Below are 19,554 nucleotides of genomic sequence, written 5' to 3' on the forward strand. Positions count from 1 at the left end.
GCTGCGGCCGGGCGCCCGGCGGGAGTTGGGTGGCCCGCGCCCCGGGGCGGCGCCGGCGCGGGTGCCGGGGGGCGGCGCCGTCTGTGAGGATGGCCGCCGTCGGCTCCGCCCCGCGGGCCGCCTCCGGGCGGACCCGGCGGCCGGGGCCGCATGCCGGACACCTCTCCCCGGCATCCCGGACCGGGGCCCGGCACCGCGAGAGCCGGGCCCCGGCCCGGGGATCACACCCCGGGCGCGCGGCCGCCCCGTCCGGGGCCGCCCCGCCCGTACGGCGGTGGCCCGTGCACGACGGTGGGAGCGCCCGCCGAGCCGCGGGCGCCCGCGGCTCACCCCTCGCGCGCCGCCCGGGCGACGGAGCGCAGATAGCGTCCCAGGGCCAGCCGCTGGGCCGCCCGGGCGACCGGCCCGGCGAGCCGGGTGTACCAGACGGCGGCGCGGGAGAACACGGCGATCTCGACCCGCACCGCGCCGCCGGCCTCCCGGATCACCGTGAAGGACTCCTCCCCGCACTCCGGATGCCCCGGCAGCGATCCGTACGCGAAGCCGGCCCGGTCCGGACCGTGCTCCGTCCAGACCACCCGGCAGGGGATGAGCGGTCCCGGCAGCCGCAGTCCGCCGGGCCGGGGGACCAGCAGCACGGTGCCGCCCTCCTCGACCGGTGTACCGGGGTGGGGTGCCAGGCCGGTGGCGCGCTGCGGCCCCCAGTCCAGGACGAAGGCGACGGCCCGTTCGAAGACCTCCGGGCCGCGGCCGACTGGCAGGGAGCGCCGGAGGCGCAGCCGGTACCCGGCGGGGAGCGGACCCTCCCGGGTGGCCCCGGTCTCCGCGTACGTGGGCTCGGCGGCGCACGCCGCTCGGTACACCTGCTCGAGGTCACGGGCCATGGACCGGAATATAGGACCGCCCGGGGACCCGCACCGGCCGGCGGCCCCCGCCGCGGAGACGTGGGGGCCTCCCGGTGGGCGGCGGCCCGCGGCCACGCGTCGTGACATCCGCCCGTCATGTCGGTGATATTCGGTTTGTCCTGTTCTGCGAGGGTTACCGCGACACCGCAGGCCCCACGAGCCGGGCCCGGCGGACACCCCGGCCGGGCAGGCCGCCGAGCACATCCGGGAGGACCCCGATGGGCAGCACAGCGCAGAAGACCGCGACGCACGGAACAGCACAGGTGGATCTGGCGGGGAAGAACGCGATGGTGACCGGCGGCGCCCGCGGCCTGGGCGCCTCGATCAGCCGGGCCCTGGCGCGGGCGGGGGCCGCCGTCGACGTGGCGGACGTCCGGCGCGAACTCGCCCAGGACCTGTGCCGCGAACTCAAGGCCGAGGGCCACCAGGCCCGCTACACCGAACTCGACGTCCGCGAACCGGCCGTGGCGGCACGGTTCTTCCGCGACCTCGACCAGGTGGAACGGCCCCTCGACATCCTGGTCAACAACGCCGCCGTGGACGTCTCCAAGCCGATCGAGCATCTGTCGGCCGAGGAGGTCACCCGGGTCGTCGGCACCAATCTGCTCGGCCCCATGTACCTGTGCCTGGAGGTCTACCGGCGGATGGTGGCCCGCGGCAGCGGCCACATCGTGAACATCCTGTCCACGGCCTCCAACCGCACCTGGACCGAGGCCGGCCCCTACGCGGCGGGCAAGTCGGGGCTGCGTGCCTTCACCCACACCCTCTTCAAGGAGGCGCAGCGCGACTGCCTCGGGATCGGCGTCACGGGCGTCATCGCGGGCGGTATGGAGACCCCGTTCGTCCTCGACCGCTTCCCGGACGCGGACACCACCAAGCTGCAGAGCCCCGACATCGTCGCCGACGCGGTGCTCTACGCCCTGTCGGTGCCGCACGGCAGCGTCATCCCCGAACTCGTGGTGGTCCCGCGCTGCGAGACGTCCTGGCCGTGACCCGCGGCGGCCGGGACGGCCATCGGCACGGGAACCGGACGACGGGCGGGACGACGGGCGAGGAGAGGCGGAGTGACGGTGGACCGGAAACCGCGGAGCGCCCGCGCACGGGCCGCGCCGCGGACCCCGCCCGGCCCCGGCGCCGGCCCCGGGACCCCGGTGGCGCCCGCCGCTCCGGGGCGCGGGCCGGGCCCGGCAGCGATCCGCCGTGGAGCGGACCGCTGCCGGGCGGCGGCGACCCCTCGGGGTACGGCGGCTGGTACCGGCACGCCGGAGGCACCGGCCGCGAGGCGCCGTACGGGCACGACGGGCCGTACGGCCGCGGCAGCCACGGCGGACCGTACGGGCATCTCCACGAGTACGGGGAGTCCCGCGGACACGAGGCCCCGGCGCCCGACCGCATGCAGGCGATTCTGGAGGCCACCAAGCAGGTGGCCGGGCTGCTGAAGGCGGCCGGTCATCCCTTCGCCCTGGCCGGCGGCGTGGCCGCGTACGCGCACGGCAACATGGCCCGGCTCGAACACGACGCCGACTTCTGCGTGCTGCCCGAGGACGCCGGGGCGGTCGCGGGCACGCTGCGGAAGGCCGGCATCCCGGTCTACGACCCGCCCGAGGACTGGCTGTTCAAGGCCCGCTGCCGCGGCCAGGACGTCGACCTCATCTACGAACTCAAGCAGCAGCCGGTGACCAGGGAACTCCTGGACCGCGCCGAGATCCTGCCGGTGGACTCGGTCGTGATGCCCGTGCTGGCGCCGACGGACCTCCTCATCGGGCTGCTCAACGCCCTCTCCGAACACCACTGCGACTTCAGCGGAGTGCTGCCGCTGGCCCGCACCCTGCGGGAGAAGATCGACTGGGACCGGGTGCGCCGCGTCTGCGGGGACGCGCCCATGCCCGACGCCTTCCTCTTCCTCCTCGAACGCCTCGGCGTCATCGCCCCCCGCGGCCCCGGCACACCGAGCGGGAGCGCGGACGGGGACGGGGGCGTACCCACCGCACACGGACAGCCGCACCCAACGCCGCCCGCACCGCCGTCCGGGACGGCGGCGGGCGGACGGCGGCAACGGCCGGAAGGACACCGGGCATGACGGACCACCACGCGGGGCCGGCCGCCGGCGGCGACCGGGACCCCGGCGCCACCGCGACCACCGAGTACCGCCTCGCACATCTCCAGGAGCGGCTCGCCCGGGAGGGCAGCGGCGACATGGGCATCCGCCTGGAGATGCGCGGCGGCAGCCTGCTGCTGACCGGCACCGTCCCCTCGGCCGCCAACCGGGAGGAGATCCTCCGCATCGTCGCGGAGGTCCTGCCGGACGTCCCGGTGCGCAGCGACATCGGCCTGACCGACCACAGCGCGCCCGACCGCCCGGAGGAACTGTCATGATCCGCGTCGCGGCCGTCGGCGACATCCACATGGCCCCGGACAGCCGCGGGCTGCTCCGCCCGGCCTTCGAAACCCTCGGCGACCGCGCCGACCTGTTCCTGCTCGCGGGCGACCTCACCCGGCACGGCACCCCGGAGGAGGCCCGCGTCGTCGCGGAGGAGATCACCGGGCTGCCCGTGCCGGTCGTCGCCGTCCTCGGCAACCACGACTACCAGGACGACCGGCCGGAGGAGGTCGCCGACATCCTCCGCTCCGCCGGCGCGACGGTGCTGGAGGGCGGCAGCACCGTGCTCCGCGTCAACGGGACGGCCGTCGGGATCGCCGGCGTGAAGGGCTTCTGCGGCGGCTTCGCGGGGCGCAGCGCGGGGGAGTTCGGCGAACCGGAGATGAAGGCGTTCGTCCGCTCCACCCGGCTCAGCGCGGACAGCCTGCACCGGGAACTGGAGGCCCTGGCCGGGCGGGAGTGCCTGCTGCGGATCGCGCTCACCCACTTCTCGCCCGTCCGCGACACGCTCGCCGGGGAGCCCGAGGAGATCTATCCGTTCCTCGGCAGCTACCAGCTCGCCGAGGCCATCGACGGCGCCGGGGCCGATCTGGCCGTGCACGGCCACGCCCATCTGGGCACCGAGCACGGCATGACGGGCGGCGGGGTGCTGGTGCGCAACGTCGCCCAGCCCGTCATCCGGCGCGCCTTCGCGGTCTACCACCTGGCGTGCGGCACGGACGCCGGGGCAGCCGTGGAGGAGGGGCGGCCCGTGTACGCCGACCGGGGCATGTCCTGAGAGTCGCTGATTGGTCCGTTCCGGTCCGGGTACTGCGGACGGGCGGCCGTCACCCATGGCGCCGCGCACTCCGTACCACCAGGAGGAGACATGGCCGAGAAGGTCAACCCGATCGAACTGCAGAAGGCTCTCAAGGGCGCCGACTACCCGGCGGACCGCAAGTCCCTCGCCTCCCTGGCCGAGAGCAACGGGGCCGACCGGAAGATCGTCGAGAAGATCGAGAGTCTCGGGCAGAAAAAGTTCACCGGCCCCGACCAGGTCGAGAAGGCCGTGGCGCAGGAGCAGTGAGCAGGCCGGTGCGGAAAGGAGACCTCCCCATGGACGCCGCCGACAAGGCAGCGATACCCGGATCCGGCGGGCCCGGTGGGCCCGCCGGCCCCTCCGGACCGGGCGCCGCCGCGCCGCCCACGGACAGGGCCGCCGCACGGCCCGCGACACCGGCCGGGGCCGTGCCGGGTGACGGCGGCCGCCGCTGGGACCACGCCGTCGTCACCGGCGGGGCCGGCTTCGTCGGTTCCCACCTGTGCACGGCCCTGCTGGCGGAGGGCACCGCCGTCACCTGCGTGGACGACTTCTCCACCGGAACGCCCGGCAACATCGCGCACCTGCGAAACCACCCCGGGTTCACGCTGCTGCGGGCCGACGTCAGCGCACCGTTCGCCGGGCACGTCCCCGGACCGGTGGATCTCGTCCTGCACTTCGCCTCTCCCGCCTCGCCCGCCGACTACCTCCGGCTGCCACTGCACACCCTGGACACCGGCAGCCTCGGCACCCGGAACGCGCTGGCGCTCGCCCGCGAACGGGAGGCCCGCTTCGTCCTCGCCTCCACCTCGGAGGTCTACGGCGACCCGCTGCAGCATCCGCAGAACGAGCGCTACTGGGGCAACGTCAACCCGGTCGGCCCGCGCAGCGTCTACGACGAGGCCAAGCGCTTCAGCGAGGCGCTGACCACCGCGGAGGCCGCGGCCCGCGGCACGGACGCCGGCATCGTCCGGCTCTTCAACACCTACGGTCCGCGGATGCGCGGCCACGACGGGCGCGCCGTGCCCACCTTCATCCGCCAGGCGCTGGCGGGCGAACCCCTGACGGTCACCGGCGACGGCCGGCAGACCCGCTCCCTCGCCTACGTCGACGACACCGTCCGGGGCATCCTCGCCATGGCCGCGTCCGACCTCCTCGGGCCGGTCAACCTCGGCAACCCGGACGAGATCACCATGCTCGACCTGGCGCACCGGGTCATCGACCTCACCGGCTCGCCCTCCACGGTCCGCTTCATCGAACGGCCGACGGACGACCCGGCCGTGCGCTGCCCGGACATCACCCTGGCCCGCGGCAAGCTCCAGTGGGCGCCGTTGACCGACGCCCAAGAAGGGCTGGCCCGCACCATCGAGTGGTACCGGCAGCAGGCGCGCTCCGCGGCGGAGGCCACCTGAGCGGCGCGGCACCGGCGCCGGCCGCACGGCGCGGCGCCCACCGCGCCGGGGTTCGCCGCGGCGGCGGCCGGTCCGAGCGGGTCCAGGAACTCGACTCCCCCGGCGCACGCGACCCTTGAGCCCCGCACGGCCTCCTCCCGTCCCGCCCCGCACCCCGTGCCCTTCACCCCGTCCACCGAGACCTTCGCGGCCCCGGCCGCCGAAAGAGCGGAAACCCATGCGCATCCTCGGAATCAACGCTCTCTTCCACGATCCCGCCGCGGCGCTCGTCATCGACGGCCACACCGTCGCCGCCGCCGAGGAGGAACGCTTCTCGCGGCGCAAGCACGGCAAACGACCGCTCCCCTTCTCCGCCTGGGAACTCCCGGAGAAGGCCGCCGCCTGGTGCCTGGCCGAGGCCGGGCTGCGCCCGCAGGACCTGGACGCGGTCGCGTACTCCTTCGACCCCCGGCTCGCCCGGCCCGCCGACACGATGGGCCTGGACGACCCCTGGGACCATCTGCGCCTCGCCTACGCCCGCGAGGCCCCCAACTTCCTGCACACCGCGCTCCCCGGACTCGACCCGGAGAAGGTGCGGTTCGTCCCGCACCACATGGCGCACGCCGCCTCCAGTGCGCTGGCGGCGCCGGGCGCCGAGACCTCCTCCGTGCTCGTCCTCGACGGCCGCGGCGAGGCCACGTCCCACCTGGCCGGACGGCGTGTCGGCGACCGCATCGAGCCGCTGTACGGGCAGGAGCTGCCGCACTCGCTCGGCCTCGTGTACGAGGACCTGACGGAGCATCTGGGCTTCCTGCGGTCCTCCGACGAGTACAAGGTGATGGCCCTCGCCTCCTACGGAACCCCCCGCATGCTCGGCGAACTGCGGAAGCACGTGCACGCGACGGGCGACGGCGGCTTCCGCGCCGCCGGCGTGCCGTGGGCCGAGCTGTGCCCCCCGCTCCGCCCGGGCGAGGCGTGGACGCAGGACCACGCCGATCTGGCCGCCAGTGCCCAGGCGTGTCTGGAGGAGACGCTGCTCGACCTGGTGCGCTGGCTGCACGGCCGGACACACGACTCCCTGCTGACGATGGCCGGGGGAGTGGCGCTCAACTGCGTGGCCAACTCCCGCATCGCCCGCGAGGGCCCGTTCGACCGGGTGTGGGTGCAGCCCGCCTCCGGCGACGCCGGTACGGCCCTGGGCGGCGCGCTCCACCTCGCGGCGAGCGGCGGCGACCGCACCGAGCCCCTGGCCGGGGCCGACCTCGGCCGCCGCTGGTCCGACGCCGAACTGGAGGGCTGGCTGAAGACCGCCGCCGTCCCGTACGAGCGGCCCGCCGACGTCGCGGAGACGGTGGCCGAGGCGCTGGCGGACGACCAGATCGTCGCCTGGTTCCAGGGACGCTCGGAATACGGGCCGCGGGCCCTCGGACACCGCTCCCTGCTGGCCCACCCGGGCCGCTCCGGCAATCTGGAGCGGCTGAACGACGTCAAGGGCCGCGAACAGTTCCGCCCGGTGGCGCCGATGGTCCTCGCCGACCGCGCCCCCGAGATCTTCGACGGGCCGATGCCCAGCCCGTACATGCTCTTCGTGCACGAGGTGGCCGAGGAGTGGCGGGACCGCATCCCGGCCGTCGTGCACGTCGACGGCACCGCCCGCATCCAGACCGTCGACCCGGTGAACGAGCCCCTGGTCGCCCGGATGCTGGGCTCCTTCGAACGGCGGACCGGACTGCCCGTCGTCGTCAACACCAGCCTCAACACGGCCGGCCGGCCCATGGTGGACGACCCGCGCGACGCCCTGGAGTGCTTCGGCTCCTCCCCGGTCGACCTGCTCGCCATCGGCCCCTTCGTGGTCCGGCGCGGCACGTTCTTCGCGGGCGGGCAGCCGGACGCGACAGGCGCAGCGGAGCCGCTGTCCGCGACGGACGCGGAGGGCTTCGCGGCCGTGGGCTCCGTCCCCTCCTACGGCACGCCGGACGGCGTGTCGGCCCGGCCGGTCCACACGGCTCCGGTCCGCGAGCCGGTGGCCGGCAGCGGAGCCGCCGCGGCGGGAATCGCCGGTACCGGGCCGGGCCTCCCCGGAGCCGGACCGGGCGGAGTCACCGGGGCGGCCGGCCCGGAGGGGGCACCGGGCGGCGGCGCTGACACCCCGGGGATGCCCCGGTGAGCGGCCCCGACGCAAGGAACACGGGGACCCCGGGGGACCCGGAGTACGCGGTCGTCATCCCCACCCTCGGCCGGCCCAGCCTCGGCGCCTGCCTGCGCGCGCTCGCCGCGGCCGTCGACGCCGGCGGGCCGGCCCCCCGGCGGATCGTCCTCGTCGACGACCGGCCCCCGTACGACTGCACCCCTCTGACCGTCGACATCCCGGACCGGTTCCTGGAGCTCGTGCGGAGCATCCCCGGCAGCGGGAGCGGGCCGGCCGCCGCCCGCAACACCGGCTGGGAGACCGCGCCCGAGCCGTGGATCGTCTTCCTGGACGACGACGTCCTGCCCGGCCCCCGCTGGGCAGCGGACCTCGCGGCCGACCTGGCCGCCGCCGGCCCGGTGACGGCCGGGATCCAGGCCCGGATCACCGTTCCGCTCCCGCGGGACCGCCCGCCGACCGACTGGGAGCGCAATACCGCCGGACTCGCCACCTCCCAGTGGATCACCGCCGACATGGCCTACCGGCGCACCGCCCTCGAAGCCCTCGGCGGCTTCGACGAGCGCTTCCCGCGCGCCTTCCGCGAGGACGCCGACCTGGCCCTGCGCGCGCTGGACGCCGGCTGGACCCTGACGATGGGCAGCCGCCGCACCACCCACCCGGTGCGCCCGGCCGACCGCTGGGTCTCCGTGCGCACCCAGGCCGGCAACGCCGACGACGTCCTGATGAACCGGCTGCACGGCCGCGCCTGGTGGGCCCGCGCCGGAGCGCCGCGCGGCCGGCTGCCCCGGCATCTGGCGGTGACCGCCGCCGGCGCGGGCGCCCTGGCCCTCGCCGCCGCGGGACGGCCCCGCGCGGCGGCGGTGTCCGCGGCACTGTGGCTGGCCGGCACGGCGGAGTTCGCCGCCGCCCGCGTCCTGCCCGGGCCGCGCACCCCGGAGGAGATCACCACCATGGCGCTCACCAGCACCGTGATCCCGCCGGTCGCCGCCTGGCACTGGGCGAGGGGCCTGCTGCGTCACCGCCGGGAGCAGCCGCGCGAGCGGGGCGTGCCCCCGCCCAACGGCGCCGGTCACGCGGACCGGGAGCGGATGGACGGCCCCGTCCGCTGACCGGCCGGTGCGGGCGCGGCGCAACAGGCGGGGGAGAGACCCCGGGCTCGGTGAACCCGGTGGCAAGGGTGAGAGCCGGGTGCGGCGACGACGGAGTCGCGGCACCCGGCCTCGGCCGTGCCCCGGCCTCGCGCATCGCCGGGGGCGGGCCCGTCACCCGGTGCCGTCCGCTTCTTCCCCGGTCAGGCCCAGCCGGTCGATGACCCTGCCGACCCGCCGGTTCTCCGCGGCGAGGAACGCGGAGAACCGGTCGCCGGTCAGATAGGCGTCCGTCCACCCGTTCTCCCGGAGGGCGCGCTGCCACTGGGGTGTCGCCCGCAGCCGGTCCAGCAGCCGGGTGAGCTCGGCGCGCTGCCGCTCCGTGATGCCGGGCGGTGCCAGGAGCCCGCGCCAGTTGACGACCTCCAGGGGGTACCCGGCCCGGCGCAGGGTCGGGGCGTCGACGCCGCTCACGGGGTGCGGCCCCGTCACGGCGAGCACCCTCAACTGCCCGGCGGCGATGGCGTGCCGGTACTCGCCGACCCCGGTGAGCGCGAAGTCCACCCGCTTGCCGAGCAGCGGGGCCAGCATCTGGCCACCGCCGTCGTAGCGGTCGAAACGGACCTCCGCCGGGGCCAGTCCGACGGCCTCGGCGATCAGCATCAGGGCCAGGTGGTCGGGGCCGCCGACACGGGAGCCGATTCCGGCGACCAGACCTCCGGAGGGGTCCTCCTCGCTCTTCTTCCAGGCCCGCACCAGGTCGCCGAAGGACGTGTAGGGGGAGTCGGCCGGCACCACCACCGCCTCCGGTTCCGCGATCAGCCTGGCCACCGGCGTGGCCTCGTCGATGCCGTGCGGAACTCCCTGGGACAGGACGCTGCCGACCAGCCCCAGACCCATCTGCAGCAGCATCCGGTCGTTGCCGGTCTCGTGGAGGAGCCGGGTCAGCGCCACCGTGCCGGACGAGCCGGGGAGGTTGAACACCTCGACCTCGCCGGCGAGACCGGTGTCCCGCAGGGTCACCGCGACCGTGCGGGCCGTGTAGTCGTACCCGCCGCCCGCGGGAACGGGCACCATGAGACGGAGCGGCTCCTGTGCCGGTGCCCCCGGGGCGCAGCCCCCGACCGGCAGCAGGCAGGCCGCCGCCAGCGCGGCGGCCAGTCCCGGCCGCCGCGCCCGCCGCGCTCCGCCCGCTCTCGTGATCATCCGTCCCGGTCTGTCCCGTTGCTGGTGACGCCGCCCATGAAAGCATCCGGGTCCCGCGCCGCACCATGGCCGGGAGCCTCCGGGCGGTCCTCGGATTCCGCGCTCCCCGGGTCCGGGACGGCCTCCGCGCCCTCGGCCGCGGGGCCCGCCGCGGGGCCCCCGCTCTCCCGGGGCGGGCCGCCGGCCGGGAGCGGCGCCCCGGCGGCCGCCGCCCGGCGCGCCGCCGCCCGGCGGCGCCACGGGCCCGCCACCGAGCCCAGCAGCGACAGCGCCGCCACCGCCAGCAGCGCGGCGGAGATCGGCTTCGTCAGGAAGGTGCTGAAGTCTCCCGAGGAGATCAGCAGCGCCTGCCGCATCGAGCGCTCCATCAGGCCGCCCAGAATCAGCCCGAGGATCAGCGGGGCCGCGGGGAAGCCGTTGCTCCGCATCAGGAAGCCCAGCACGCCGAACCCCGTCAGCAGCCACAGGTCGAAGACGCTGAAGCTCTGCCCGTACACGCCGACGACGCAGAAGACCACGATCAGCGGCACCAGCAGCGTCTGCGGGGTCCTGAGCACCTTGGCGAACAGCGGGATCAGGGGAAGGTTGAGGATCAGCAGGACGAGGTTGCCGACGTACATGCTGGCGACCACGCCCCAGAAGATCTCCGGCCGCTCCTCCAGCATCAGCGGGCCGGGCTGGACCCCCAGGACGAGCAGTGCCCCGAGGAGGACCGCCGTGGTCCCGGAGCCGGGCACGCCCAGCGTCATGAGCGGGACGAACGAGCCGACGGCCGCCCCGTTGTTGGCGGACTCCGGCGCCGCGACCCCCTTGATGTTGCCCTTGCCGAAGGTGTCGCCGTCCTTGGCGATGCGCTTCTCGAAGGAGTACGCCAGGAACGACGCCACCGTGGCCCCGGCGCCGGGGAGGACCCCGACGAGGAAGCCGAGCACGGAGCCGCGCCCGGTGGGCCCGCTCATCCGCCGGATCTCGCGCCGGTTCAGCCGCAGTGAGGTGAGCGTTCCGCTCTGGGCGTCCCGCCCCCGCCGCAGGACCATCACGAAGACCTCGGCGAGTGCGAACACGCCGAGCGCCACGATGAGGAACTGCACGCCCTCGTACAGTTCCGGGCGGCCGAAGGTGAAGCGCAGGGTCGACGTCTGGGAGTCGATGCCGACGAGGGCGATCATCACGCCCACCGTGGCGGAGACGAGACCCTTGGTCAGATTCTGCCCGGAGAGCGAGACGACGGCGGTCAGCCCGAGCACCATCAGTGCGAAGTACTCGGCCGGCCCGAAGCTCACCGTGAGCGCGGAGAGGGAGGGCGCCACCAGCATGAGCCCGATGACACCCACGGTGCCGCCGGTGAAGGAGGCGAACGCGGCGATGGCGAGCGCCTTCCCCGCGGCCCCCTTGCGGGCCATCGGATACCCGTCGAAGGAGGTGGCCACCGTTCCGGCCACGCCGGGCGCGTTGAGCAGGATGGACGATGTCGAGCCACCGAAGATGGCTCCGTAGTAGACCCCGGCCAGCATGATGATGGCCGAGGCGGGGTCGAGGGTGAAGGCGACCGGGATCATCAGCGAGATGGCGCTGATCGGGCCGAGCCCGGGCAGCATGCCGATGACGGTGCCGATGAGGCATCCGAGGAAGACGAAGGCCAGGTTCTCGGGGGAGAGGGCGACGCCGAACCCGTAGAGCAGTTGGTCGAAGGTGTCCATGGAGACTCCGGGGGTCAGAAGGGCAGCGGCCCGGTGGGCAGGGCGACGCCGAGCCCTTCGGACATGCCGAGGTACAGGCCGGCGGCCAGGCCCGTGCCGGTCAGCGCGTTGGCCCAGTGCCGGCGGTAGCCCAGGTACCAGGCGGTGCCGGTCACGTACAGCGCGGTGGACAGGACGAAGCCGAGCGGCACGAACAGCACCACGTAGAGGCAGATCGAGCCGAGCAGGACCAGCAGCTCCAGCCGGTCGTCGGCGAGCCGGCCCAGTGTCGCCGCCGGCGGGGCCGGCCGGCGGGGACCGGCCCCGCCGGCCTCACCGGCCATGGCGTCCTCACCGGTGCTCCCGCCGGCGCCGGCGCCGCCTGCCCCGGCCTCCTCCGCCCCGGCGTCCGGCGGGCCGTCCCCGGCCGGCCCGGAACCGGACTGGAAGAAGAGCGCCACGGAGAGCACCAGCAGGAGCAGTCCCAGGGCCCGGGGCAGCGTGCCGGGCTGGACCGGCACCTGCACCGCGGCGAATTCGGGGATGCGGAAGGCCAGCACGGTGTACGCGGCGGCCGGCAGTCCGATGGCACAGGCAACTGTGCGGTGGGAGAAACGAAAGTGATGCATGACCGGAACCGACCGCCTACTTCTTGATACCGACGTCGGAGAGGATCTCGGCGAATTCCTGCTCCTGGGCGTCGAGGAACTCGCCGAATTCGGCACTGCCCATCCAGGCGTCCGTCCAGCCGAGCCGGTCGCGCTCCTTCTTCCAGCCGTCCAGGTCCAGCATGTCGGCATAGGCCTTCTCGTAATAGGCGACCTGCTCGTCCGTCAGCCCCGCCGGTCCCATGACCCCCCGCCAGATGTCGAACTGGTAGTCGGTGCCGGATTCCCGCAGAGTCGGTGCGTCCGGCAGTGTCGCCACCCGCTCCTCGGAGGAGACGGCCAGGACGCGGACATCACCGGACCGCACCAGCCCCTGGGCCTCCGAGGCCCCCGCGACCGCGACGTCGACGTGGCCGCCGAGCAGCGCGGTGATCGCTTCGCCGCCGCCGTCGAACGGCACGTACTTCACCTTCGCCGGCTCGGCGCCCGCCGTCTGCACCGCGCCCGCCAGGCCCACGTGGTCCAGGCTTCCCGGGCCGGAGCCCCCGGCCACGCTGAGCTTCTCCGGGTCGGCCTTCAGCTTGTCCGCGAAGTCACCGAAGGTCTTGAGCGGCGAGTCGTCCTTGACCACGTAGGCGAGCGGTTCGCTGATCAGCCGGGCGATGGGCGTGAAGTCCCGGTGGGTGTGCCGGGACTCGCCGGCCAGGGGCACGAGGACGATCGGCGGGCTGGTGACGAAGAGCTTGTGCGGGTCCTTCTCGTGACCGGCGACATAGGCCCAGCCGATGGCGCCGCCGCCGCCCGGCTTGTTCACCACCCGCATCGGCCGGTCCACGACCTCGCCCTCCTCCATGACGCGGGCGGTACTGCGGGCCAGGGTGTCCCAGCCGCCGCCGGTGTTGGCCGGAGCCACGTACTCGATGGGCTTCGTCGGCTTCCAGGGGCCGCCGGCGGCCGCGCCGGAACCGCCACCGCACGCGGTGAGCAGCAGAGCCGCGGTCGTGGCGGCGGCTGCGGTGAGCAGCCCGGGACGTCTGCGGGACATGTTTCCTCCAGGGGGTTCTCGGGGGGGAGCCCACAGGGAAACAGCGCGGGAAGCAGGGGGAAAGGCGGTGCGGGGGTTGTGCGCGTATTGGCTGAAAGGAAAGTTTTGGCCATAGTGTTCACGGCCGGGAAACGGCATTCCCGCAGCACAATGGCTCGCACGCCGGCGGACGGGATCTCCGGGCCCGGCGGGCGGAAGCCGGAACGAGGAGGGCGGTCCTGTGCGCAGCACGGCTCCGGTTCTCCGGCCCGGATTCCCCCGCCTGTCGCTCACGGGCCAGTTCCTCGCGCTCCAGCTCGGCCTCGTCGTGGTCGTCCTGGCCGTGGTGGCCGCCGTCTCCGTGGCCCAGTCGGACGCGGAGTTCCGCCGGACCGAGGGCCGCCGGCTGCTGAGCATCGCCGAGACCGTGGCGTCCCTCGACGCGGTACGGGCCGGGCTCGCCGATGTGGAACGGGCGGACATCCTCCAGCCGACGGCGGAGAGCGTGCGCAGCGTCTCCGGGGCGTCGTACGTGATGATCACGGCAGCGGACCGGCGCATCCTGACCTCCGCCGACCCGCGGCGGATGGGCGAGCTGCTGCCGCTGGGCGACAGCGGGGTGCTCGACGGCCGGTCGTGGATCGGCACCACGGCCTCCGGCGGGTCCCCTTCTCTCGTGGCGCATGTGCCGGTCTTCGGCGAACAGGGCCGGATGCTCGGTGTGGTCGCCGCCGGGCGCGAGTACCGGGGGATGCGGGAACGGCTCGCCACGGCGACCCCCAATCTGCTGCTGTACCTCGGACTCGCCAGCGCTCTGGGGACGGTCGGATCGGTGCTGCTGGCCCGCAGGATCAAGCGCCAGACGCTCGGCCTGGAGCCGGAGGAGATCACCGCGCTGGTCGAGCACCGGGAGGCCATGCTGCACGGCATCAAGGAGGGCGTCGTCGGCCTGGACCCGGCGGGCCGGCTGACACTGGCCAACGAGACCGCCATGGAACTGCTGCGACTGCCTGATGACGCGGTCGGCCGGACGCTGGAGTCCTGTGCGGTGGAGCCGCGGCTCCACGACGTACTCACCGGCCGGGTGCAGGGCCGTGACCAGGTCGTGTTCACCGGCGACCGGATGGTGACCCTCAACCGGATGCCGCTGCTCACCCACGGGCGGGCCGTGGGTTCGGTGACCACCATGCGCGACCTGACCGAACTCGTCGCCCTCCAGCACGAACTCGACACCACCCGCAGCGCGACCGACACCCTGCGGGCGCAGGCCCACGAGTTCAGCAACCAGCTCCACGTGATCGCCGGTCTGATCGAACTGGAGGAGTACCCGGAGGCGGCGCGCTATGTGCGCGGTATCAGCGGAGCGCGGTCCCTGCGGACGGACGAGGTCGTCTCCCGGGTCGCCGACCCCTCCCTCGCCGCACTGCTGATCGCCAAGACGAGTCTCGCCGCCGAACAGGGCTCCGCCCTGCGGATCGGCCGGGGCAGCAGTCTGCGGCCGATCGAGGAATCCCTCTCCTCCGACCTGGTGACCGTCGTCGGCAACCTGGTGGACAATGCGCTCGACGCGGTCCGCGGTGGTGGACCCGGCGGATGGGTGGAGGTCCACCTCTCCGAGGAGGCGACGGAGGTCCGGGTCCGGGTGCGCGACTCGGGGCCCGGAGTGGCCCCGGACCTCGCCGAGGAGGTCTTCCGGTACGGCTTCACCACCAAGGCCGCCGTCCCGCAGAGCTCCTCGCGCGGGCTCGGCCTGGCGATCACCCGCCTGGTCTGCACCCGGCGGGGAGGCAGTGTGAGCGCGGACGGCGCGGTCTTCACGGCCCGGCTGCCGCGAACCGAGAACGAACGGAACAACGGGACCCAGGCATGATCCGCGTACTCGTCGTCGACGACGACTTCATGGTGGCCCGGCTGCACGGCAGGCAGGTCGAGCAACTGTCCGGCTTCACGGTCGTCGGAGAGGCCCGCAGCGGCGCGGAGGCGCTGGCGGCGGTCCGGGAGCTGCGGCCGGACCTGGTCCTGCTGGACATCTACCTGCCCGACATGGGCGGGCTGGACGTGCTGCGCGCACTGCGGCAGGGCGGCTCCCCCGGTTCGGAGACGGACGTGCTCGTCGTCACCGCGGCCAGGGACGCGGAGACGGTGCGGGGCGCCCTGCGGGGCGGGGCGGTGCACTACATCATCAAGCCCTTCGACGCCGGTGTGCTGCACGAGCGGCTGCTGCACTACGCCCGGCGGAACCGGGAACTGCGGACGTTCACGGCCCCGGGCCAGGACGACGTGGACCGGGTCTTCGCCGTGGGTCCGGCCGCACCGGCCACCGGGCCGGCGCCGCCGGGAGCCGCGCCGGCGGCGGTCCCGGCGGCCGGCACGACCCGACCGGTGGCCGGTGCCGCGCGGCTGCCCAAGGGGGTCACCGAACAGACGGCCGCCCTCGTACGGGAGGCCGTCACCGACGCCGGGGACGGTCTGTCCGCCTCGGAGTGCGCGGCCCTCACCGGCCTGTCCCGGGTCAGCGCCCGGCGGTACCTCGAGTACTTCGTCACCGCGGGCCACGCCGAGGTCAGGCTCCGCTACGGCACCGCGGGCCGCCCCGAGCGCCGTTACCACTGGCTCTGAGCGGCCCCCGCCGCGCGGACGTTCACCCACCGGGGCGGGGGCCGGGTGCGCGACAACGGCGTCGCCGCACCCGGACCCCGGCTGCTTCCGGCCGGGGCTTCTCGTCACGAGCGGTGCAGCTGCGGGTCCGTGATCCCCCCGGGGCAGGCGAGCCCGTCGATGTCCCAGCCGGCCCTGCCCGCTCCGGCCCGGTACGCGCTCTCGTAGAAGGCGAGCACGGCGGCGCGCGGGTCGCTCTCGGCGCGGGCGTCGTCGTAACGGAGCACCGCCAGATGGCTGTCCCCGCGCTCGACCCACCGGGCCGGAGCCGGAGTGAGCGGTTCCGCGGCCAGTCCGGCGGGCTCCGGAGTGGTGTAGGAGTAGAACGCGGGTTCGGCGAAGCTCTCGTCGCCGAACCAGAAGCCGAAGCTGACCACTTCCCGCGAGTACGCCTCCCGGGTCACCGGGTCGGTTTCGGGCGGCTGCTCGACACGGCGCTCGGAGAACCGGGTGTGGGCGATGTCGAAGGTGTGCCAGAAATGGTGCACGGGGCTGGCCTTGCCGGAGAACCGTGCCGCGAACTCCTCCAGGACGAGAGCCACTTGGCTGAGGACGCACCAGTAGCGATGGGCCTGCACGGGGTCGTACCGCGCGTGCTCGGTGTCCTCGCTGAACAGCCGGGCCGAGTCGGGAAGGTCGAACGGCCGGGGGATACGGACCTCCGTCCGGACGCCGAGAGCGTCCAGAGCCGCCAGGGTCCGGTCGTGGAACGACGCCACGGACTGGCCGTAGAGGGGGAACGACGACGCCCGGCCGTCCAGGGCCGCGACGACCAGCTGATGGTCCACGAAGTCGAAGTCGATGGTGAAGACCGGATTGCCGTCGGCCTGCCCCATCGGACGGGTGGTGATCCCGCGCCCGGTGAGATGGAACGGGACGTTCCACCAGTGGTTGCGCCGGATGCTCGCGGCAAGCCGGATCTTGCCGACGACCTGCTCGAACCGGTGCAGCGTCTCCTTGGTGTCCCGCCACTCCGCGAGCGGCATCGGCGGAAACAGCGGCATCATCGGGACCCTCCGTCCACTCCCGCCCGGCCGGCCCGGGGCCCGGGCCTTCCGGCGGCCCAGTGGCCGGTGGCCCGGGATGGGCCGGTTCCCATGATGGCCACCCCCGTCACGGACGGCACCCGGCCGGACCCGGAAGGCGTAACGGGACGGCGAGTCCCCGGTGGCGCCCGGTGCGCCGTCCGGTCAGCGCACCGGCAGCGGCGCCCCCCGCTCTGCCTCCGGGCGCGGGCCGAAGATGCGCCGCTCGGCCTCTGTGATGGGCATGTCGTTGATGCTCGCCTCCCGGCGGCGCATCAGGCCCTCCCCGGTGAACTCCCACAACTCGTTGCCGTAGCTGCGCCACCACCGGCCGTCCGCGTCACGGCACTCGTACTGGAAGCGGACCGCGATGCGGTCGTCCCGGAAGCCCCAGAGTTCCTTCCGCAGCGCGTAGTCCAGTTCGCGTTCCCACTTCTCGCGCAGGAAGGCCGTGATGGCGTCCCGGCCGGTGACGAAGACATCGCGGTTCCGCCAAACCGAGTCCTCGGTGTAGGCGAGGGCGACCCGTTCGGGATCGCGGGTGTTCCACGCGTCCTCGGCGGCTTGGACCTTCTGAGCGGCTGTCTCCTCGCCGAACGGCGGCAGCGGCGGCCGTAATGCCATGAGGGTTCTCTCCCAACTCGACTGCACCCACAGGGAGAACGGTCGTTCTCCCTGTGGGTGGCTAGTATAGGGAACGACCGTTCTCCAGGCCAGTCGGAGAGAAAGGGGAAGGGAAGCCGTGGACGCGGACGAGGCGCGCATCCGGCTGCTCGACGCCGCGGAGCGGTTGTTCTACGAGCGCGGTGTCCAGGCCGTCGGCATGGACGAACTGCGCACCGCTTCCGGGGTCTCCCTCAAGCGGCTCTACCAGTGCTTCCCCTCGAAGGGTGACCTGGTGGAGGGCTATCTGCGCCGCCGCGACGAGCGCTGGCGGGCCTCCCTGGCCGACTACGTCTCCCGGCGCGCCACCCGCCCCGGGGAGCGGCCGCTGCTGGTCTTCGACTGGCTGGGGGAGTGGTTCGCGGAACCCGGCTACCGGGGCTGCGCCTTCATCAACGCCTACGCCGAACTGGCCGCCCTGTCCCCCGGCGCGGCCCGGGCCGCCCGGGACCACAAGCTGGCCCTCCTGGCGTACATGACCGATCTGGTGGGCGAGTCGGCACCGGCCGATCCGGCGCTGCTCGCCCGGCAGCTCCTTCTGCTCGCCGACGGTGCCATCACCACGGCAGCCATGACCGGGGACGCGGCCGTGGCGCGGCACGCCCGCACCGCGGCGGAGACTCTGCTCTCCGCCGCGCGCGCGACCGCACCGTGAGGCGATTCCGCCTCCCGGGCGTGGGCACCGGGAACCCGTCGCGCAGCCCGGGTCCGGGCAACGAACTTGACGGTGCGGCAAGTTCGGATCATCCGGAAGGGTGGACCCGGCGCTTTCCGGCCCTCTGGCGGCCGGAGCCTGCGTAGCGTCACGCCGCCGGCCGGTCATCGTGCGCCGGCGGACGAACGCGAACCAGTCACGCAGGAGGTAGGGACATGGCAGGCGCAACGGGGCGGCCGGAGCTGCCGGACGGCGACGGCACCGGTGGCTTCATGCAGAGCTTCGGCAGGCAGGTGAAGCTGTTCCGGGACCGCGCCGGACTGACACAGCTGGAACTGGGGCAGCGGGTCCGGTACGGAGAAGACCTGATCTCGTCGGTGGAACAGGGGCGCCGCATCCCGCGCCCCGACTTCATCGAGAGGCTGGACCAAGTGCTCGACGCGCACGGGGTGTTGTGCGCGATGAAGGACGAGGTGGCGAAAGCCCGGTACCCGGCGTTCCTCCAAGACGCGGCGAAGACCGAGGCAGAAGCAGTTGAACTGCACGCCTACGACTGCCATCTGCTCAAGGGGATCCTGCAGACGGAGGAGTACGCACGGGCCGTCTTCGCCATGTGGCGCCCCCTGCTGGATGACGAGACGGTCGAACAGCGGGTGGCGGCACGTATGGCCCGGCAGCAGGTCTTTTCGCGCAAGCCTGCGCCACTGATGAGCTTCGTGATCGAGGAGGCCGTGCTGCGCCGCAGGATCGGTGGCCGGGCGGTCGTCCGTGGCCAGTTGGAGCAGTTGCTCACCATCGGACGGAAGCGCACTGTGGACATCCAGGTCGTGCCCCTGGACCGAGAAGAGCACGCTGGACTGGGCGGGCCCTTCACCTTGATGGTGGACCGGGGACAGCAGAGGGTCGCCTACCCAGAAGTGCAGGGCAACAGCCGCCTGCACATGGATCAGCGCAGGGTGCGGGAACTGGAATCGACCTAGGCAATCATCCGGGCCCAAGCCCTCACGCCCCGTGAGTCGCTGACCTTCATCGAGAAGCTTCGGGGAGATCTATGAGCGACGAGAAGCCGGCGGCTATAGCCGCCCGCGAATGGTTCAAGAGCAGCTACAGCGCAGGAAACGGCGGTGATTGCGTAGAGGTCTCCGTGGCTGCCGGCACTGTCCACGTCCGTGACTCCAAGGACCACTCAGGCCCTGTCCTCTCGGTTGCGGACGCCGAGTGGGCGGCGTTCACGAGGTTCGCCGCAGAGCTCTGACGCCGCACAACCCGCCGCGCCACGGCGACGTCTCCGGCACCCGCACGCGTGGGCGCCGGAGGCGTGGAC

18 protein-coding genes and 2 pseudogenes are annotated in these 19,554 nt (G+C 73.8%); 13 read left to right on the forward strand and 7 right to left on the reverse strand.

The window, feature by feature from the left end:
- Positions 1-326 precede the first annotated feature (326 nt).
- Positions 327-884, reverse strand: coding sequence for a DUF1990 family protein (locus E4N63_RS29115; protein WP_125624124.1), 558 nt, complete (start codon positions 882-884; stop codon positions 327-329).
- Between the two features lie 239 nt (positions 885-1,123).
- On the opposite strand from E4N63_RS29115, the gene E4N63_RS29120 reads away from it, so the two are divergent.
- The 8 genes and pseudogenes from E4N63_RS29120 to E4N63_RS29155 all read left to right on the forward strand — a co-directional run bounded on the left by E4N63_RS29120 (position 1,124) and on the right by E4N63_RS29155 (position 8,733).
- Positions 1,124-1,897: an SDR family oxidoreductase gene (locus E4N63_RS29120; protein ID WP_125624125.1), complete on the forward strand. Its 774-nt coding sequence runs from the start codon at positions 1,124-1,126 to the stop codon at positions 1,895-1,897.
- A 221-nt stretch (positions 1,898-2,118) separates the two neighbouring features.
- A pseudogene (locus E4N63_RS29125) lies at positions 2,119-2,856 on the forward strand (nucleotidyltransferase family protein); the annotation flags it as partial.
- Positions 2,857-2,981: 125 nt separating this feature from the next.
- Entirely contained in the window at positions 2,982-3,281 is a 300-nt protein-coding gene (locus E4N63_RS29130; RefSeq protein WP_125623001.1) for a hypothetical protein, read from the forward strand.
- Positions 3,278-4,063: a metallophosphoesterase gene (locus tag E4N63_RS29135; protein WP_230242125.1), complete on the forward strand. Its 786-nt coding sequence runs from the start codon at positions 3,278-3,280 to the stop codon at positions 4,061-4,063. Before E4N63_RS29130 ends, E4N63_RS29135 begins: the two co-directional genes overlap by 4 nt.
- A 90-nt stretch (positions 4,064-4,153) precedes the next feature.
- A complete protein-coding gene (locus E4N63_RS29140; protein ID WP_019708501.1) occupies positions 4,154-4,351 on the forward strand; it encodes a DUF2795 domain-containing protein in 198 nt (65 codons plus the stop codon).
- Between the two features lie 29 nt (positions 4,352-4,380).
- The gene (locus E4N63_RS29145) at positions 4,381-5,496 is read left to right on the forward strand and encodes an NAD-dependent epimerase/dehydratase family protein (protein WP_230242126.1); all 1,116 of its coding nucleotides are present in this window, start codon (positions 4,381-4,383) and stop codon (positions 5,494-5,496) included.
- A 217-nt stretch (positions 5,497-5,713) separates the two neighbouring features.
- Positions 5,714-7,642 carry a carbamoyltransferase C-terminal domain-containing protein gene (locus E4N63_RS29150; protein WP_230242127.1) on the forward strand — a complete coding sequence of 643 codons (1,929 nt, stop codon included), beginning with the start codon at positions 5,714-5,716 and terminating at the stop codon, positions 7,640-7,642.
- Positions 7,639-8,733: a glycosyltransferase family 2 protein gene (locus tag E4N63_RS29155; RefSeq protein ID WP_125622997.1), complete on the forward strand. Its 1,095-nt coding sequence runs from the start codon at positions 7,639-7,641 to the stop codon at positions 8,731-8,733. Before E4N63_RS29150 ends, E4N63_RS29155 begins: the two co-directional genes overlap by 4 nt.
- A gap of 153 nt (positions 8,734-8,886) precedes the next feature.
- Here E4N63_RS29155 and E4N63_RS29160 read toward each other — a convergent pair whose 3' ends face one another.
- Genes E4N63_RS29160 through E4N63_RS29175 form a run of 4 tightly spaced genes read right to left on the reverse strand, consistent with a single transcriptional unit; the run spans position 8,887 to position 13,250 of the window.
- Entirely contained in the window at positions 8,887-9,918 is a 1,032-nt protein-coding gene (locus tag E4N63_RS29160; protein ID WP_125622996.1) for a tripartite tricarboxylate transporter substrate binding protein, read from the reverse strand.
- Positions 9,915-11,618, reverse strand: coding sequence for a tripartite tricarboxylate transporter permease (locus E4N63_RS29165; RefSeq protein ID WP_230242128.1), 1,704 nt, complete (start codon positions 11,616-11,618; stop codon positions 9,915-9,917). Before E4N63_RS29165 ends, E4N63_RS29160 begins: the two co-directional genes overlap by 4 nt.
- A 14-nt stretch (positions 11,619-11,632) precedes the next feature.
- Entirely contained in the window at positions 11,633-12,226 is a 594-nt protein-coding gene (locus tag E4N63_RS29170; RefSeq protein WP_125622994.1) for a tripartite tricarboxylate transporter TctB family protein, read from the reverse strand.
- A gap of 16 nt (positions 12,227-12,242) precedes the next feature.
- A complete protein-coding gene (locus tag E4N63_RS29175; RefSeq protein ID WP_230242130.1) occupies positions 12,243-13,250 on the reverse strand; it encodes a tripartite tricarboxylate transporter substrate binding protein in 1,008 nt (335 codons plus the stop codon).
- 220 nt (positions 13,251-13,470) lie between these two features.
- Here E4N63_RS29175 and E4N63_RS29180 point away from each other — a divergent pair, with 220 nt between their 5' ends.
- Both E4N63_RS29180 and E4N63_RS29185 read left to right on the forward strand, forming a co-directional pair.
- Positions 13,471-15,099 carry a sensor histidine kinase gene (locus E4N63_RS29180; protein WP_230242133.1) on the forward strand — a complete coding sequence of 543 codons (1,629 nt, stop codon included), beginning with the start codon at positions 13,471-13,473 and terminating at the stop codon, positions 15,097-15,099.
- Entirely contained in the window at positions 15,096-15,848 is a 753-nt protein-coding gene (locus tag E4N63_RS29185; protein WP_230242135.1) for a response regulator, read from the forward strand. The genes E4N63_RS29180 and E4N63_RS29185 overlap by 4 nt, the downstream gene beginning before the upstream one ends.
- A 104-nt stretch (positions 15,849-15,952) precedes the next feature.
- Here the strand turns inward: E4N63_RS29185 and E4N63_RS29190 are convergent, their stop codons facing one another.
- Together E4N63_RS29190 and E4N63_RS29195 are read right to left on the reverse strand one after the other, a co-directional pair.
- A complete protein-coding gene (locus E4N63_RS29190) occupies positions 15,953-16,891 on the reverse strand; it encodes a DUF5996 family protein (protein WP_230242699.1) in 939 nt (312 codons plus the stop codon).
- 186 nt (positions 16,892-17,077) lie between these two features.
- Positions 17,078-17,536: a nuclear transport factor 2 family protein gene (locus E4N63_RS29195; protein WP_125622991.1), complete on the reverse strand. Its 459-nt coding sequence runs from the start codon at positions 17,534-17,536 to the stop codon at positions 17,078-17,080.
- 118 nt (positions 17,537-17,654) lie between these two features.
- Between E4N63_RS29195 and E4N63_RS29200 the strand changes: the two genes are divergently transcribed.
- From E4N63_RS29200 to E4N63_RS29210, 3 genes and pseudogenes are all read left to right on the forward strand, one after another.
- Positions 17,655-18,230 carry a TetR/AcrR family transcriptional regulator gene (locus tag E4N63_RS29200; protein WP_230242136.1) on the forward strand — a complete coding sequence of 192 codons (576 nt, stop codon included), beginning with the start codon at positions 17,655-17,657 and terminating at the stop codon, positions 18,228-18,230.
- Positions 18,231-18,445: 215 nt separating this feature from the next.
- Positions 18,446-19,285 (forward strand): annotated as a pseudogene (locus E4N63_RS29205) (Scr1 family TA system antitoxin-like transcriptional regulator).
- The gene (locus E4N63_RS29210) at positions 19,282-19,485 is read left to right on the forward strand and encodes a DUF397 domain-containing protein (RefSeq protein ID WP_230242137.1); all 204 of its coding nucleotides are present in this window, start codon (positions 19,282-19,284) and stop codon (positions 19,483-19,485) included. The pseudogene E4N63_RS29205 and the gene E4N63_RS29210 overlap by 4 nt, the downstream one beginning before the upstream one ends.
- Positions 19,486-19,554 lie beyond the last annotated feature (69 nt).

It is taken from the genome of Streptomyces sp. MNU89, from assembly GCF_020982505.1.
Classification (GTDB): Bacteria; Actinomycetota; Actinomycetes; order Streptomycetales; family Streptomycetaceae; genus Streptomyces; species Streptomyces xinghaiensis.